The 15,471-nt window shown below is 67.4% G+C and carries 13 protein-coding genes; 5 read left to right on the top strand and 8 right to left on the bottom strand.

Going from position 1 to position 15,471, the window contains the following annotated elements; genetic code table 11:
* Nucleotides 1-112 precede the first annotated feature (112 nt).
* Genes glnA (ACFVJ3_RS37170) through ACFVJ3_RS37160 form a run of 3 tightly spaced genes read left to right on the top strand, consistent with a single transcriptional unit; the run spans nucleotide 113 to nucleotide 5,438 of the window.
* Nucleotides 113-1,453 (top strand): type I glutamate--ammonia ligase, encoded by a 1,341-nt coding sequence (gene glnA, locus ACFVJ3_RS37170; RefSeq protein ID WP_005247775.1) that lies wholly within the window; start codon nucleotides 113-115, stop codon nucleotides 1,451-1,453.
* 8 nt (nucleotides 1,454-1,461) lie between these two features.
* Complete coding sequence (locus ACFVJ3_RS37165; protein WP_378456809.1) at nucleotides 1,462-4,476, top strand: bifunctional [glutamine synthetase] adenylyltransferase/[glutamine synthetase]-adenylyl-L-tyrosine phosphorylase; 3,015 nt, start codon at nucleotides 1,462-1,464, stop codon at nucleotides 4,474-4,476.
* Nucleotides 4,473-5,438 carry an endonuclease/exonuclease/phosphatase family protein gene (locus ACFVJ3_RS37160; RefSeq protein ID WP_378456808.1) on the top strand — a complete coding sequence of 322 codons (966 nt, stop codon included), beginning with the start codon at nucleotides 4,473-4,475 and terminating at the stop codon, nucleotides 5,436-5,438. Before ACFVJ3_RS37165 ends, ACFVJ3_RS37160 begins: the two co-directional genes overlap by 4 nt.
* Nucleotides 5,439-5,441: 3 nt before the next feature.
* On the opposite strand, the gene ACFVJ3_RS37155 is transcribed toward ACFVJ3_RS37160, so the two are convergent.
* The 6 genes from ACFVJ3_RS37155 to ACFVJ3_RS37130 all read right to left on the bottom strand — a co-directional run bounded on the left by ACFVJ3_RS37155 (nucleotide 5,442) and on the right by ACFVJ3_RS37130 (nucleotide 11,403).
* Nucleotides 5,442-6,425, bottom strand: a complete 984-nt coding sequence (locus tag ACFVJ3_RS37155) for a glycine betaine ABC transporter substrate-binding protein (RefSeq protein WP_378456807.1) — start codon at nucleotides 6,423-6,425, stop codon at nucleotides 5,442-5,444.
* Nucleotides 6,425-7,198 (bottom strand): ABC transporter permease, encoded by a 774-nt coding sequence (locus ACFVJ3_RS37150; RefSeq protein WP_378456806.1) that lies wholly within the window; start codon nucleotides 7,196-7,198, stop codon nucleotides 6,425-6,427. The genes ACFVJ3_RS37155 and ACFVJ3_RS37150 overlap by 1 nt, the downstream gene beginning before the upstream one ends.
* The gene (locus ACFVJ3_RS37145; protein ID WP_378456805.1) at nucleotides 7,195-8,421 is read right to left on the bottom strand and encodes an ABC transporter ATP-binding protein; all 1,227 of its coding nucleotides are present in this window, start codon (nucleotides 8,419-8,421) and stop codon (nucleotides 7,195-7,197) included. Before ACFVJ3_RS37145 ends, ACFVJ3_RS37150 begins: the two co-directional genes overlap by 4 nt.
* Nucleotides 8,414-9,064, bottom strand: coding sequence for an ABC transporter permease (locus tag ACFVJ3_RS37140; protein ID WP_378456849.1), 651 nt, complete (start codon nucleotides 9,062-9,064; stop codon nucleotides 8,414-8,416). Before ACFVJ3_RS37140 ends, ACFVJ3_RS37145 begins: the two co-directional genes overlap by 8 nt.
* Nucleotides 9,065-9,162: 98 nt before the next feature.
* Entirely contained in the window at nucleotides 9,163-10,143 is a 981-nt protein-coding gene (locus ACFVJ3_RS37135; protein WP_378456804.1) for an antibiotic biosynthesis monooxygenase, read from the bottom strand.
* A gap of 6 nt (nucleotides 10,144-10,149) precedes the next feature.
* Nucleotides 10,150-11,403: a multidrug effflux MFS transporter gene (locus ACFVJ3_RS37130; RefSeq protein ID WP_378456803.1), complete on the bottom strand. Its 1,254-nt coding sequence runs from the start codon at nucleotides 11,401-11,403 to the stop codon at nucleotides 10,150-10,152.
* A 232-nt stretch (nucleotides 11,404-11,635) separates the two neighbouring features.
* Here ACFVJ3_RS37130 and ACFVJ3_RS37125 point away from each other — a divergent pair, with 232 nt between their 5' ends.
* A complete protein-coding gene (locus tag ACFVJ3_RS37125) occupies nucleotides 11,636-12,322 on the top strand; it encodes a DNA alkylation repair protein (protein WP_378456802.1) in 687 nt (228 codons plus the stop codon).
* A gap of 181 nt (nucleotides 12,323-12,503) precedes the next feature.
* Here ACFVJ3_RS37125 and glnA (ACFVJ3_RS37120) read toward each other — a convergent pair whose 3' ends face one another.
* Nucleotides 12,504-13,940, bottom strand: a complete 1,437-nt coding sequence (gene glnA, locus ACFVJ3_RS37120) for a type I glutamate--ammonia ligase (RefSeq protein ID WP_141469698.1) — start codon at nucleotides 13,938-13,940, stop codon at nucleotides 12,504-12,506.
* Nucleotides 13,941-14,151: 211 nt separating this feature from the next.
* On the opposite strand from glnA (ACFVJ3_RS37120), the gene ACFVJ3_RS37115 reads away from it, so the two are divergent.
* On the top strand, nucleotides 14,152-14,628 hold the full coding sequence (locus tag ACFVJ3_RS37115; protein WP_378456801.1) for an RDD family protein: 477 nt from the start codon (nucleotides 14,152-14,154) through the stop codon (nucleotides 14,626-14,628).
* A 66-nt stretch (nucleotides 14,629-14,694) separates the two neighbouring features.
* Here ACFVJ3_RS37115 and ACFVJ3_RS37110 read toward each other — a convergent pair whose 3' ends face one another.
* Entirely contained in the window at nucleotides 14,695-15,453 is a 759-nt protein-coding gene (locus tag ACFVJ3_RS37110; protein ID WP_378456800.1) for a DUF4191 domain-containing protein, read from the bottom strand.
* Nucleotides 15,454-15,471 lie beyond the last annotated feature (18 nt).

Genomic DNA, 15,471 nt, shown 5'->3' with positions numbered 1-15,471 from the left:
CGCGTGTGACGGGATCGGCCGAGGTGCCCGCACGCTGGCACGATGCGGAATCCGGCATGGTCGAATCAACGAAGTAACACAGATTTAACGAACTTTGCTTACTCTCGCGGACATGGATCGCCAAAAGGAATTCGTGCTTCGCACCCTCGAAGAGCGCGACATTCGGTTCGTCCGATTGTGGTTCACGGACGTTCTCGGATACCTGAAATCGGTGGCGATCGCCCCCGCGGAACTGGAAGGTGCCTTCGAGGAGGGCATCGGCTTCGACGGATCCGCGATCGAGGGCTTCTCCCGGGTGTCCGAGGCGGACACGGTCGCGAAGCCGGACGCCTCCACGTTCCAGGTGCTGCCGTGGAGTTCGAGCAAGGGACATCAGCATTCCGCGCGCATGTTCTGCGACATCGCCATGCCCGACGGTTCCCCCTCCTGGGCGGATTCGCGGCACGTGCTGCGCCGTCAGCTGAACAAGGCGAGCGATCTGGGCTTCAGCTGCTACGTGCACCCCGAGATCGAGTTCTTCCTCCTGGAGAACGGGCCGATCGACGGCACTCCGCCGAAGCCCGCCGACTCCGGCGGCTACTTCGACCAGGCGGTCCACGACTCCGCTCCCAACTTCCGCCGGCACGCCATCGACGCACTCGAGTCGATGGGCATCTCCGTCGAGTTCAGCCACCACGAAGCGGCTCCCGGCCAGCAGGAGATCGACCTGCGGTACGCGGACGCCCTGTCGATGGCCGACAACGTGATGACGTTCCGCTACGTCGTCAAGGAGGTCGCGATCGCCGAGGGCGTGCGCGCCACGTTCATGCCGAAGCCGTTCAGCGACCAGGCCGGCTCGGCGATGCACACCCACATGAGCCTGTTCGAGGGCGACACCAACGCCTTCCACAACCCGGACGATCCGATGCAGCTGTCGGAGACCGGTAAGGCGTTCATCGCCGGCATCCTCGAGCACGCGAACGAGATCAGCGCCGTCACCAACCAGTGGGTGAACTCCTACAAGCGTCTGATCCACGGTGGCGAGGCCCCGACCGCCGCGTCCTGGGGTCCGTCCAACCGGTCGGCGCTGGTCCGCGTCCCGATGTACACGCCGAACAAGGCGTCGTCGCGTCGCGTCGAGATCCGCAGCCCCGATTCGGCCTGCAACCCGTACCTGACGTTCGCGGTGCTCCTCGCCGCGGGCCTGCGCGGAATCGAGAAGGGCTACGAACTTCCTCCCGAGGCCGAGGACGACGTGTGGGCGTTGACGTCGGCCGAGCGCCGCGCCATGGGCTACCGGGAACTGCCCGGCAACCTCGACGGCGCGCTGCGCGAGATGGAGAAGTCGGAGTTGGTGGCCGAAGCACTCGGCGAGCACGTGTTCGACTTCTTCCTGCGCAACAAGCGTCGCGAGTGGGAGGAGTACCGGAGCCACGTGACGCCGTTCGAACTCAAGACGTATCTGGGGTTGTGAGCAAGAGCATGGTGAAGCCTCCGGCAGCGCGTTCTGCCGTTCCCGGTCCGGGTCGTCTGGGTCTCGTCGAGCCGACTGCTCCGTCCGAACTCCGCGAACTGGGCTGGGTCGGTGAAGACAGCATCGAACTGCTCTGGTCGTTGTCGCGGGCCGCGAACGCCGACCTGGCCCTCCGCACCCTGGTGCGCCTGAAGGAAGGGCTCGGCGAGGGCTGGGCCGAACTCGATGCGGCGCTCCGCACCGACAAGGGCCTGCGAGGCCGGCTGTTCGGGCTGTTCGGTGCGTCCAGCGCGTTCGGCGACCACCTGGTCGCGGATCCCGCGTCCTGGAAGATCCTCGACGGCGACGTCCGCCTCCCGTCGAAGGCCGAGGCGACCGCCACGATGATGGCCGCAGTCGGGGCCGAACCCGAGGTGGGTGCCCACCCGGATGCCAACCTCTACCGGGCCGAGGTCACCGGACCCGATGCCATCGCGGCGCTGCGCAAGGCGTACCGCGACGAGCTGATGCTGCTCGCCGCCGTCGACCTCGCGGCGACTGTCGAGAACGAACAGGTACTTCCGTACCAGACGGTCGGGCATCAGCTGTCCGATCTGGCGGATGCCGCGCTGAGCGCCGCCCTCGCCGTGGCCGTCGCAGCCGTGTGCCCGGACGCCCCGTGCCCCGTGCGGCTGGCCGTCATCGCCATGGGCAAGTGCGGTGCCCGCGAACTCAATTACGTCAGCGACGTGGACGTGGTCTTCGTCGCCGAACCCGCCGACTCGATCGCGAGCCGGATCGCGGGCGAGATGATGCGCATCGGGTCCTCGGCGTTCTTCGACGTGGACGCCGCGCTGCGGCCGGAGGGCAAGCGCGGGGAACTCGTCCGCACCCTCGAATCCCACGTCGCGTACTACAAGCGGTGGGCCAAGACCTGGGAGTTCCAGGCGCTGCTCAAGGCCCGCCCGATGATCGGCGACGTCGCGCTCGGACAGCAGTACGCCGACGCCCTCAGCCCGATGGTGTGGACCGCATCGGAGCGCGAAGACTTCGTTCCCGAGGTGCAGGCGATGCGCCGCCGGGTGGAGGAGATGGTTCCGCCGGAACTCCGTGAACGCGAACTGAAACTGGGCCGCGGCAGTCTGCGCGACGTCGAGTTCGCCGTCCAGCTCCTGCAACTCGTGCACGGGCGTGCGGACGAGGCGCTGCACGTCCAGAGCACCATCGACGCGCTGACCGCCCTCGCCGCCCGCGGCTACGTGGGCCGCGACGACGCCGCGAATCTCGCTGCGTCGTACGAATTCCTCCGGTTGCTCGAGCACCGGCTGCAGCTGCAGAAGCTGCGGCGCACACACACCCTCCCGCCCGCCGACGACGAGGAAGCGCTGCGCTGGCTGGCTCGCGCGGCGCACATGCGGCCCGACGGCAGCAAGGATTCTCTCGGCGTTCTCAATGCGGAGATCAAGCGCAACGCGCACCGCGTGCGGCGCCTGCATGCCAAGCTGTTCTACCGGCCGCTGCTCGAATCGGTGGCGCGCATCGACAAGGAGGCGCTGCGGCTGAGCCCGGACGCGGCCATCCGTCAGTTGGCGGCGCTGGGCTACACCGCCCCGGAGAACGCGCTCGGGCACCTCACCGCACTCACCAGCGGCGCGTCCCGCAAGGGCCGCATCCAGGCGCTGCTGCTGCCGACGCTGCTCGAATCGCTTGCCGACACACCGGATCCCGATGCGGGCCTGCTCGCGTACCGGCGGCTGTCGGACGCGATGACCGATCAGACCTGGTTCCTCCGGCTGCTGCGTGACGAGGCCTCGGTCGCCGAGCGGCTGATGACGGTGCTCGGATCCTCGGCCTACGTTCCCGACCTGCTGATCAAGGCGCCGGACGTGGTGCGCCTGTTCGCGGATTCGCCGGCCGGACCGCGACTGCTGGAGTCGAAGCCGGAGGACGTCGCCCGCGGCATCCTGACGGCGTCGGCACGCCACGACGACCCGGCCCGTGCGATCGCGGCGGCGCGCTCTCTGCGCCGCTACGAGCTGGCCCGTATCGCCTCCGCGGACATCCTCGGCATGCTCGACGTGCCGGGCGTGTGCCAGGCGCTGTCGTCCGTGTGGGCGGCCGTGCTCAATGCCGCCCTGGCGGCTGTGACCAAGGCGAGCGAGAAGGAACTCGGCACGCCCGCTCCCGCGACCTTCACGGTGATCGGCATGGGCCGGCTCGGTGGTGGCGAGCTCGGCTACGGTTCCGACGCGGACGTGCTGTTCGTGTGCGAGCCGCGCGAGGGGATCGACGAGACGGTCGCCGTCAAGTGGGCCAACAGCATCGGCGACAAGGTACGGGCTCTGCTCGGCGCGCCCAGCACCGATCCGCCGCTCGAGGTCGACACGGGCCTGCGGCCGGAGGGTCGCAGCGGCCCGATGGTGCGCACGCTGGCGTCCTACGAGGCCTACTACGCGCAGTGGGCGCAGGCGTGGGAGATCCAGGCACTGCTGCGCGCGCATCACGTCGCGGGCGACGCCGATCTGGGGCTGCGCTTCCTGCACATGATCGACAAGACCCGCTACCCGGAGGGCGGAGTGTCGGATCAGGCGGTCCGCGAGATCCGGCGCATCAAGGCGCGCGTCGACTCCGAACGGCTGCCGCGCGGCGCCGACCCGGCGACGCACACCAAGCTCGGGCGCGGCGGCCTCGCCGACATCGAATGGACCGTGCAGCTGATCCAGCTCCGGCACGCCCACGAGATCGAGTCGCTGCACAACACGTCGACCCTCGAGACACTTGACGCGATCGGCGCGGCGGAGCTGCTCAGCGAGTCCGACGTCGAACTGCTGCGTGACGCGTGGATCACGGCGACGAAGGCGCGCAACTGCCTCGTGCTCGTTCGCGGCAAGGCCACCGATCAGCTGCCCGGTTCGGGCCGGGTGCTGTCCGCGGTCGCGCAGATCGCCGGCTGGGGTGGCAGCGATGCAGGCGAGTTCCTCGACAACTACCTGCGGGTGACCCGGCGGGCCAAGGCTGTGGTGGAGAGAGTCTTCGGGGAGTGATCGCCACCTGGGGGGTGCGGGCGCTGACGGCGCTCGGGTGGCTCGCGGTGCTCGCCGGCGTGTTCGGTGTCGTGCTGAGATTCCTCGACGTCCAGAATCAGCGTCTGCTCGTCCTGGCGTCCGCGGCGCCGTACCTGATGGCCGCTGCCGCGGTCGGGGTGCTGTTGCTCGGAATCACCCGGCACTGGATCGGTTTCGGCGTCGCGCTGACGGTGGCCGCGGTGGCCACCCTGTCGCAGGGCCCGCTGTACGTGACGAACGGTTCGGTGACGGCGTCCGGGCCGGAACTGACGGTGATGCAGGCCAACATCTGGCTCGGCAACGCGGACGCCGACTCTCTCGTCCGGCAGGTCCGGGACCGCGACGTCGACGTGCTCACCACCAACGAACTGACACCGGAGGCCGTCGACCGGTTGGTGGCCGCGGGAATCGAATCGACCCTGCCGTTCTCGTTCCTCATGCCCGGTAGCGGCGGCGAGGGAACCGGGATCTGGAGCCGGTACCCGCTGACCGACAAGGTCCACCACTCGGAATTCGTCCTGTCCGCGCTGTCGGCCCGGGTGGAACTCCCGCACGGTGCGAGCACGGCACTGTACGCGTTCCACCCGGTCCCGCCGTGGCCGTCGGATCCGTCGCTGTGGTCGCGCGAGATGGACCGCATCAAAGTCATTCTCGACGCCGTCCCCGCCGACTCGGGACCCGTGATCGTCAGCGGCGACTTCAACTCCACCCGCGACCACGTGAAGTACCGCAACCTCGTGACCGGACGCTACCGCGACGCCGCCGACCAGGTGGGCGCCGGAATCCAGAACACGTATCCCGCCGACCGGCAGCCGTTCCCGCCGATGATCGCGATCGATCACATCGTCACGAGCGGAGCGCAGGCGGAGTCCGTGGAATCGGTGGTGCTGACGGGTTCGGATCACCGAGGCCTGATCGCGAAGATCGCCCTGGGCGGCTGACCGTCACGGCAGCGTGACGAATCCTTTTTCCACCAGCCAGTCCCGGGCCACGTCCGCCGGTTCCTCGCCCTCGACGTCGACCCGCCGGTTCAGTTCGGTGATCTCCTCGTTGGTCAGCGCCGCGGAGATCGGGGCCATCACGTCAGCCACCTGCGGATGCGCCTCCGCGAAATCCTTGCGCATGGTGATCGCCGGGTTGTACTTCGGGAAGAACTGGCGATCGTCCTCCAGCAGCACCAGATCGAGCGCGATGATGCGGCCATCCGTCGTGAACACCTCGCCGAACTTGCACTGCGTTCCGTCCGCGGTGGCCTGATAGATGATGCCGGTCTGGAGGATCTGGCGGTTCGCGCGGGCGGGGTCGAAGCCGTATTTGGCGGCCATACCCGGGAACCCGTCCTGCCGGACGTTGAATTCGGTTTCGACGCAGGTCGTCGCCGCGGCGGGGTCGCGGTTGACCAGGTCCGCGTACCCCGAGAGGGTGGTGATCCCGGTTTCCTCGGCGGTCTGCCTGCTCATCGCGAGTGCATACGTGTTGTTCATCGGGGCAGGATCCACCCACACCATGCCGTTGCTTGCGAGGTCCTCGTCGCGGACCGCCTCGAACTGCGCGGTCGGGTCGGGGATCGGAATCTCGTTGCCGAGGTAGTTGATCCACCCGGTCCCGGTGTACTCGTAGGTGACGTCGATCTGCCCGTCCAGCTGGGCGTCCCGTGTGCTGTTGGACCCCTGGATGTTGGTGAGGTCGCGCACGTCGGCGCCGGCGGCGCTGAGGGCGAACTCGATGATGTACCCGAGGGTGACCTGCTCGGTGAAGTCCTTGGAACCGACGGTGATCTTGACACCTTCGAGTTCGGGGACGGGCTGGATGCTTCCCGGTTCCACCGACAGCGGCAGGGCGCCACCGGATTCGAGGCCGCAGGACGCTGCGAGGACTCCGCAGAGTGCCACGGCCGTCGCGGCGATCGCCTTCCGGAGGTGGTTCATCAGCGCAGCCCCTTCGGGCCGAGGAACTCCTCGGCCAGGGCTCCGCACCAGTCGACGAGCAGCGCGAGCGCGACCGCGAGCACGGCTCCCACCACCAGGGTCACGTTGTCGCGCAACTTGTATCCGGTGTCGATGAGGATTCCCAGACCGCCCGCGCTGACGAGGAAACTGAGCGTCGCGGTGCCCACGGCGAGCACGAGCGACGTGCGCAGTCCCGCGAGGATGTAGGGGACGGCGAGCGGGAACTCGACCTTCCGCAAGACGAGACCGGCGGTCATGCCCTGTCCCCGCCCGGCGTCGATGACGGCGGGATTGACCTCCTGCAGACCCAGGATCGTGTTCCGGAGAACAGGCAGGAGGGAGTAGAACGCGATGGGGAGCACCCCGATCCAGAATCCGGTCGTCCCCGTCGCGAGGAACAGCAGCACCAGTAGTCCGATGGCCGGCGCGGCCTGTCCGATGTTGGCGATTCCGATGAAGATCGGTGCCAGCTTGGTGAACCCGGGCCGTGTCAGCAGGATCCCCAGCGGAACGGCGATGACGACGACGATCGCGACCACCACGACCGTGATCAGCACGTGCTGCCACGTCAATGTCGCGATGTTGGCGGCGTTGAGGCTGCCCTTCTGCGTGGCGGTGAGTTCGCGGCTGAAGGCCCAGGCGAGGACACCCACCACCAGGATCACGACGATGATCGGCTGGACCAGCAAGCGGGCCCGCTCCGAACGCCGGGCGGCAGGCGCGGCGGGCTTCGCGACGACGGCGGCCGTCATGACGTTGCCCCGCCCTCGCTCGCCTCGTTCTGCTGCGGCTCGCTGTCCTCGTCGTCGTGCGCGTGCTCCTCACGCATCGCGGACAGGTGCGTCACCAGCGTGTCGATCGTGATCAGGCCGTGGTACTCGCCCCGCCTGCCGGTGACGATCGTCGACGCGCTGCTCTCCGCCAGGAGCGCCTCGAGGGCGTCCTGCAACGTGGACTGGGTCGACACCACCTCTTCGATCGGGTCGCCGATGTCGCGCAGCGAGGTGGCGTTGGCCAGGTGCCGCATCGACACCCAGCGGGTCGGGCGGTCGCGCGCGTCCAGGAGGACGCCCCACTTGATCTTGCGGGGGGCGATCGCCGCCCGCAGATCGTCCACCGAGCCGTCCTCGTACGCGGTGGGGCAGTCGAGGAGTTCGACCTCCGCCACCCGGGTGAGCGTCAGCTGCTTCAGCGACGCGTCCGCGCCGACGAACCCGGCCACCATGTCGTTGGCAGGATGCGCGAGGATCGCCTCCGGAGTGTCGTACTGCATGATGTGCGACTGGTTGCCCAGCACCGCGATCCGATCGCCCAGCTTGACCGCCTCGTTGAAATCGTGCGTCACGAAGACGATCGTCTTGCCGAGATCGGACTGCAGTCGCATCAACTCGTCCTGCAGCAGTCCGCGCGTGATCGGGTCGACCGCGCCGAACGGCTCGTCCATGAGCAGCACCGGGGGATCGGCGGCCAGCGCCCGCGCCACCCCGACCCTCTGCTGCTGACCGCCCGACAACTGCCGGGGGTAGCGCTCGCGGTAGAGGTCGGGTTCGAGTCCGACGAGGTCGAGCATCTCGTCGGTGCGGTCGGCGATCTTCTTCTTGTCCCAGCCGATCAGACCGGGGACCGTGCCGACGTTCTTGGCGATCGTGAGGTGCGGGAACAGTCCGGCCTGCTGAATCGAGTAGCCGATGCCGCGCCGCAACTTGTCCGGGTCGATGGACAGGGCGTCCTTGCCGCCGATCGTGATCTTCCCCGACGTCGGTTCGATGAGCCGGTTGATCATGCGCATGGTGGTGGTCTTACCGCAGCCGGACGGGCCGACGAGGACCACGATCTCCCCGGCGGGGATGCGCATCGACACGTTGTCGACGGCCGCCTTGTCCTGGCCCGGGTAGCTCTTGACGACGTCTTCGAGGACGATGTCCACGCCCGAGACGGTGCTTCCGTTGGTGTGCGGTGTATCGAGGTCAGTCACGGATCCCCCTGGAGGTGGTGAGTCGGCCGATGACGGCGAGGACGCCGTCGAGTACGAGGGCGAGGATCACGATCAGAACGGTCCCCGTGAGGGCCTGCGGTATCGCTGTCGGGCTGCCGACGCGGGAGAGTCCCGAGAAGATGAGGTTGCCGAGACCGGGACCCTTGGCGTAGGCGGCGATCGCGAGGATGCCCATCAGCATCTGCGTGCTCACCCGCATGCCCGTCAGGATCGACGGCCAGGCGAGTGGGAGTTCGATCCTGCTCAGCACCGTCGTGCGGCTCATTCCCACCCCCCGGGCGGCGTCGGTGATCGCGGGGTCGACGGAGGCGAGTCCGAGGATGGTGTTCCGGATGATCGGCAGCAGTGCGTACAGCACCAGAGCGGTCACGGTGGGGGCCACACCGAGGCCGAGGATCGGGATCAGCAGGCCGAGCAGGGCGAACGACGGGATGGTGAGGATCGTGCTCGCGAGTGCGGTGGCGATCGCGGAGCCGGCCGGACTGCGGTACACGAGGATCCCGATCGCCACCGCGACGATCGTGGCGATCACCACCGACTGCACGACTGCGCTGACGTGCAGGAACGAGTCGGTGAGCAATTGCTGCTTCCTGGCGGAGACGAAGTCCCACAGTTGCTGCATGTCCAACCGTGAACACCTTTCTCCAGATGTGAAAACAGACCTCGGTCCTTCACAGTGCTATGTACCCGAACATCGCGCAGGTGAATCGGGAAACTCTGTTACGTGGTCGGAATCATGAATAGCAGGGTGCATACGGCGATCGAAATCCCGAACAGCGCGATCATCACGGCGTAACCGAGGTTCCGCCGGCGGGGGGAGATCGCCGGATCCATCCACCACCCGAACACCTTGAACGCCGCCGGAACCGCCCACCAGCCGAGGATCTGAGTGGTGACCAGGTTCGCGAGAAACAGGGCGACGGCGATCGGCACACCGTGCGCCTCGATGATCGGTGCGCTGACGAAATGGCCCCAGATCACGACCAGCGGATACAGCACCAGCAGCGCCAGGAGGTTGCTTCGGGCGACCGGCACGGGTGGCGGCTCGTCACCGCCCGCGCCGCGGAACCAGAAGTCGAAACCGTAGCTCGCTTTGCGGATTCGGAGATTCTTGTTGAACTTCTCACCCTCCTTCAGGAGGGCCGCCCGCTCGGGCGAATCCATCCACGACGCCAGGTTGTCCTCGGTGTCGAAGCTCAGCACGATCGTCCAGTCCTCGGTGATCCCCTGCACCGGCCTCTCGACCTTGTGCCCCCGGAAACCCCGGAACCCCGCCTCGGCGGCGGAGATCTTGCGCTGCCAGTCCATGAACGCCGACTCGTCCTCGGGGTCGACGTGACAGGAGATGACCACCGACGTCGCCGACTGCTCCCGGGTCTGCTCGCCGGTGAGCAGGTGGACGTCCTCGTTGCCGATGAAGGCGTGCTTGATCTCCGCCACGAGCTCCGTCCGGCGGTCGCTGTCGAGCCACGCGCGGGCGTCCTCGATGGTGACGAACCGCAGCACGTCCACCCAGTCGTCCTGCACGGGCGGCGACGGCGGCACGATGTCCTGATCGATGAAACCCGGAACCGTCGCGAGGGCCTCCGCCGCGCGCTTCTGCCACCGTGCGTAGTCGGCGTAACTCGCGTCGTCGATCCGGCGTTGGAAGATCACCGACACCGGGGACGCGGCAGGGCTGCGCGGGTGTGAATGCGGCACGTGCGGTCACCTCCGTTCTGGTCGTGGTGCGGGCGCGGCGGAGGGGGAACCCTGGGACCGCCGGGTGGACGTGGTGAGGAGCAGCAGGACCCCGGCTCCCGCGCCCAGGGTGAGGTACAGCCAGCCCAACGGTGCCTGGCTGTTCTCCGGCAGCACTCCGGCGACGGCCATCGCCGCACTGACGACGAGATAGCAGGCCGCCGTGACGACACCGCCGATCAGTCCGAGATTGCGCGTGAACAGTCCGAGGGCGAGCCCGTACATCTGCGGGCAGAGCACTCCGCATCCGGCGAGCGCGAGGCAGGCGCCGATCGTGATGGCCGGTGCGGTGACGACGGACAGCCCGGCCGTGACGGTGAGCACGAGTGCACCCGACACGAACACCCACCACGCGCCGAACGCGAGCCGGCGGGTGCCGACCCGAACCGCCAACGCGCTGCAGGCGAGTTCGCCGAGGAGGTTGGCGCCGCCCACGACGAGCGCCACCGCACCGTAGGCGGCAGGGGAGAAGCCCAGGATCTGCTGGTAGAGGAAGGGTGCGACGACACCGAACACCATCTGAGCGGACGCCATCAGTCCGAACACGAGCACGAACCCCACGAAGATGCGGTGCCGCAGAGCCGCCCGCAGCACCCGCGCCGCGGCGGTGACGTCGACCGGTGCCCGCAGTTCGGGCGGAAGCGTCTCCGGCAATCCCACGACGACGAGGGGAACGGCGAGCGCCGCCAGAAGCGCGATCAGCCCGAACACCAGACGCCACGAGATGAACTGCACGAGTACCCCACCCACGGCGGGTGCGAGGACGGGTGCCAGCCCCCACGCGGCCCCGAGGAGACCGGACACGGACGTGAGCCGGGCACCGCGGTAGCAGTCGGCGGCGATCGCGTAGGCGAGGACGAGGCACGCGCACCCACCGATACCCTGCACGAATCTCAGACCCAGCAGGAGTGTGATGTTCTGCACGAGTGCGCATCCCACGCTGGTGACGACGAGGATCGCCAGGCAGGTCAGCAGAGTCCGTTTGCGGCCCACCGCATCCGCGATCAGCCCGACCGGAATGAACGCCAGACTCATCCCCAGCATGTAGGCCGTCACCGTGTTCTGCACCACGGCCGCGGACGCGTCCAGATCGAGCACCATCTGCGGCAACGCCGGGGTGTAGATGTCGAGCGGGATCTGGCTGAGCGGAATCACCAGCAGCAGAATGACCACGACACGGCGCGGAACCGGCACGCCGGACGGCGTCGTGGGCACTGACATCCCGCACCACCTGCTTCTCGACCCGAGGGGGCTGGAGAACGGAGCAAGTATCCCGAAAGGCTTCGACCGCACGTTCCGCAACGGTCCGGGCGGTCGGTTCCCTGGATCATACGACGCGACCCGCGGCGCTCGGGTGGGTTCCGGACCGCGCGGTAGGGGAGTAACACACGAAACGACGGAGGCAGGCTTCCGTCGTAGGCTGAATCTCCCATGTGACGGACAGGAGGCTGAGGTGGCCGAGACGGCGCTGACCGAGACGACGGTGGCCGAGGTGATGGCCGAGCTGGACGAGCTCGAGGACCCGAAGGCGCGCGAAGTGAACGAGAAGCACGGTGACGATCACGGTGTGAACCTCGGCAAGCTGCGCGCGCTCGCGAAGAGGCTGAAGACACAGCAGGAACTCGCGTGCCGGCTGTGGGAGACGGGTGACACCGCGGCGAGACTGCTGGCGATCCTGATCTGCCGCCCGAAGGCGTTCGAGCGGGACGAGTTGGACGTCATGGTGCGCGAGGCGCGCGCACCCAAGGTGCACGACTGGCTCGTGAACTACGTGGTGAAGAAGAACCCGCACTCCGAGGAGCTGCGCCTGGCGTGGTTTGCCGATCCGGATCCAGTGGTCGCGAGTGCCGGCTGGGCGTTGACCACCGAACGCGTGGCGAAGAAGCCCGAGGGCCTCGACCTCGCGGGACTGCTCGACGTCCTCGAGGCGGAGATGAAAGACGCTCCGGATCGCCTGCAGTGGGCGATGAACCACTGCCTGGCTCAGATCGGGATCGAGGACGCCGAGCACCGCGCCCGCGCACTCGACATCGGTGAGCGCCTGGAGGTGCTGAAGGACTACCCGACTTCCCCGGGCTGCACATCTCCGTTCGCGCCGATCTGGATCACCGAGATGGTGCGCCGGCAGGGCGACGAGTAGGAAGGTTCGACCGCACCGACCCGCGGCCGGTCACCTGTGGCCGGACGCAGAAGAGCCCACCCGCGCCCGCGATCGGTGTCGTGATCGCGGCGCGGGGGGCTCGACTGAAGCTACTGCGTACCGACTGCGGACCGGGGCGCTCTACCGAACACCCCGACGCAGGTCAGTGGCTGCGGACGACTTACACGTCGTAGTACAGCTGGAACTCGTAGGGGTGCGGACGCAGGTTGACCGGAGCGATTTCCTGCTCACGCTTGAGCGAGATCCACGTCTCGATCAGGTCGGACGTGAACACGCCGCCCTCGGTGAGGTAGTCGTGATCTGCTTCGAGGCGATCGATGACGGCCGACAGGTTGGTGGGAGCCTGCGGGATGTTGCGGGCCTCCTCCGGCGGGAGCTCGTAGAGGTCCTTGTCGACGGGAGCCTGCGGCTCGATCTTGTTCTTGATGCCGTCCAGGCCGGCCATCATCTGCGCCGCGAAGTTCAGGTAGGGGTTACCCGAGGAGTCGGGGGCGCGGAACTCGAGGCGCTTGGCCTTCGGGTTGTTGCCGGTGATCGGGATACGCACGGCCGCCGAGCGGTTGCGCTGGCTGTACACGAGGTTGATCGGGGCTTCGTAGCCCGGCACCAGACGGTGGTACGAGTTGACCGTCGGGTTGGTGAACGCCAGCAGAGACGGTGCGTGGTGCAGGATGCCGCCGATGTAGTGACGCGCCATGTCGGACAGACCCGCGTAGCCGGCCTCGTCGTGGAACAGCGGCTTGCCGTCCTTCCACAGCGACTGGTGGACATGCATGCCCGAGCCGTTGTCGCCGAACAGCGGCTTCGGCATGAAGGTGGCCGACTTGCCGTGCTGCCAGGCGGTGTTCTTCACGATGTACTTGAACAGCTGCAGGTCGTCTGCGGCCGCGAGCAGCGTGTTGAACTTGTAGTTGATCTCCTGCTGGCCGCCGGTGCCCACCTCGTGGTGGCCGCGCTCGAGCTCGAAGCCCGCGTTCTGCAGGTTGGTGGAGATCTCGTCGCGCAGGTCGACGTAGTGGTCGTACGGAGCGACGGGGAAGTATCCACCCTTGGGGCGGACCTTGTAGCCCAGGTTGGGGCTGCCGTCGGCGTTCACGTCGTTGCCGGTGTTCCAGGAACCCGAGATGGAGTCGAGCTCGTAGAACGCGCCGTTGATGCCGGAGTCGTAGCGGACCGAGTCGAAGATGTAGAACTCGGCCTCGGCGCCGAAGAAGGCGGTGTCGGCGATGCCGGTCGACTTCAGGTATTCCTCGGCCTTGCGCGCGACATTACGCGGGTCGCGGCTGTAGGACTCACGCGTGAACGGGTCGTGCACGAAGAAGTTGATGTTCAGCGTCTTTGCCGCGCGGAACGGGTCGATCTGGGCGGTGGCGACGTCGGGGAGGAGCATCATGTCCGACTCGTGGATCGACTGGAAGCCGCGGACGGACGAACCGTCGAACGCGAGGCCGTCCTCGAACACGTCCTGGTTGAACGCGGACGCCGGGATCGAGAAGTGCTGCTGCACGCCCGGCAGGTCGCTGAACCGGATGTCGACATATTCGACGTTCTCGTCCTTGATGAACTTGATGACCTCTTCGGCCGTGGTGAACGCCACGCTTGTGCTCCTTAAGTCGCTTCAGCCAAGTGGATATTGGCGAATTCGTCGAGCCAGACGGTAGGGACTTGGTGTTGCCCGCTGGTCAACCTTTTGTTTCGCCCGTGTTACGCGTCGAATCTTCCTGGGCTTTTGCACCGGCTGTGACTGCGCACACAGCCCAAAGCTCCGGTGTGAGGTCCTCAGAGAGGCGACGCCTATCCTGGACAGCATGGCACGTATCACCGGTTCTTGGCTTTCCGGACCTTCGGCTGCACTGCCGAACGGCGCGGACGAGACGAAGCAGTCCTTCCGGGGCGAGCGCCTCGGTTTGCAGGCGGAAGGTCCCGGTTCCCTCGCGAGCACGGGACGCCGTCTCGCCGCTCTGATGATCGACTGGGTGTCGTCGGCGGGCGTCGCGGCACTGATCATCGGCGACAACTTCTTCGAGGGTCCGTTCTCGACCTTCACGCTGCTGGTCTGGTTCGTCGTCGGTGTTGTGACGGTGTCGCTGTTCTCCTTCACACCGGGGCAGCTGTTTCTCGGCATGCAGGTGGCGCGGGTGGACGGACCCGCCCGTGTCGGTTTCGTCCGGGCCCTGGTGCGTCAGGCGCTGCTCGTGTTCGTCGTGCCCGGGACCATCACGGACATCGACGGTCGAGGTATGCAGGACCGGGCCACCGGCACCGCCCTGATCCGCACGCGCTGACCCCGCAGAACGTCTTCCGCCCGATGTCGGGGATCGACATCGGGCGGAGTAGGGGGCGACAGGCTTCTAGCGACGACGGATGGTGCGCTGCACGCCACGCATCTTCGCGCCGCCGGGCATCGGACCCTTGGGCAGTGCGGCGCCGCCACCGCGGCTGCTGAGCGCCGCGAGCCGCGACTCGATGGCGTCCATCCGCTTGGTGTCGATGTTCTTCGGGAGCTTGTTCAGATGCTTCTGCAGCTGAGACAGCGGGACCTGTCCCTCGTCGTTGCCGATGACGATGTCGTAGATCGGGGTGTCGCCGACGAGGCGCGCCGTCTTCTTCTTCTCCTGGGCCAGGAGCGACTTCACGCGTTGCGGCGATCCCTCGGCGACAAGGATGACGCCGGGTCGTCCGATCACGCGGTGAACGGCGTCGAGGTGCGTGGTGCCCGCGATCGCGCTGGTCACGCGCCAGGAGCCCTGCATGTTGTCGAGCGCCCAGGCGGCCGCGCCTGCCTGGCCCTCGGCCTTGCCGTACACCGTCTTCTGGACGCGCCGTCCGAAGATGATGAAGGCCCCGAGCACGCCGAGGAGGAGACCGATCGGGAGGAGGAACCACTGGAGGCCCCAGATCAGACCGACGAGGAAGAACACCACCGCGAGTCCGATGAGCGTGCCGAGCATGAGCGGCAACAGCAGCTTGTCTTCCTTGCGCTGCATCTGGAACGCCTGCCAGAGCTGAGTTCTGCGTTCCTTCGACGCCTGCCTGCGGGCTGCCTTGGCGGCTGCCTTTGCTTCTTTACTGGGTTTGCCCGCTTTACCGGATTTACTGCCGTTCGCCATGCTCTTCAGGATACGTCC

Origin of the sequence: Rhodococcus sp. NPDC127593 (genome assembly GCF_042671975.1) — a bacterium.
In the GTDB taxonomy this organism is placed as follows: Bacteria; Actinomycetota; Actinomycetes; order Mycobacteriales; family Mycobacteriaceae; genus Rhodococcus_F.
The sequence above is the reverse complement of the archived record's forward strand: the minus strand, read 5'-3'. Positions and strand labels throughout refer to the sequence as shown.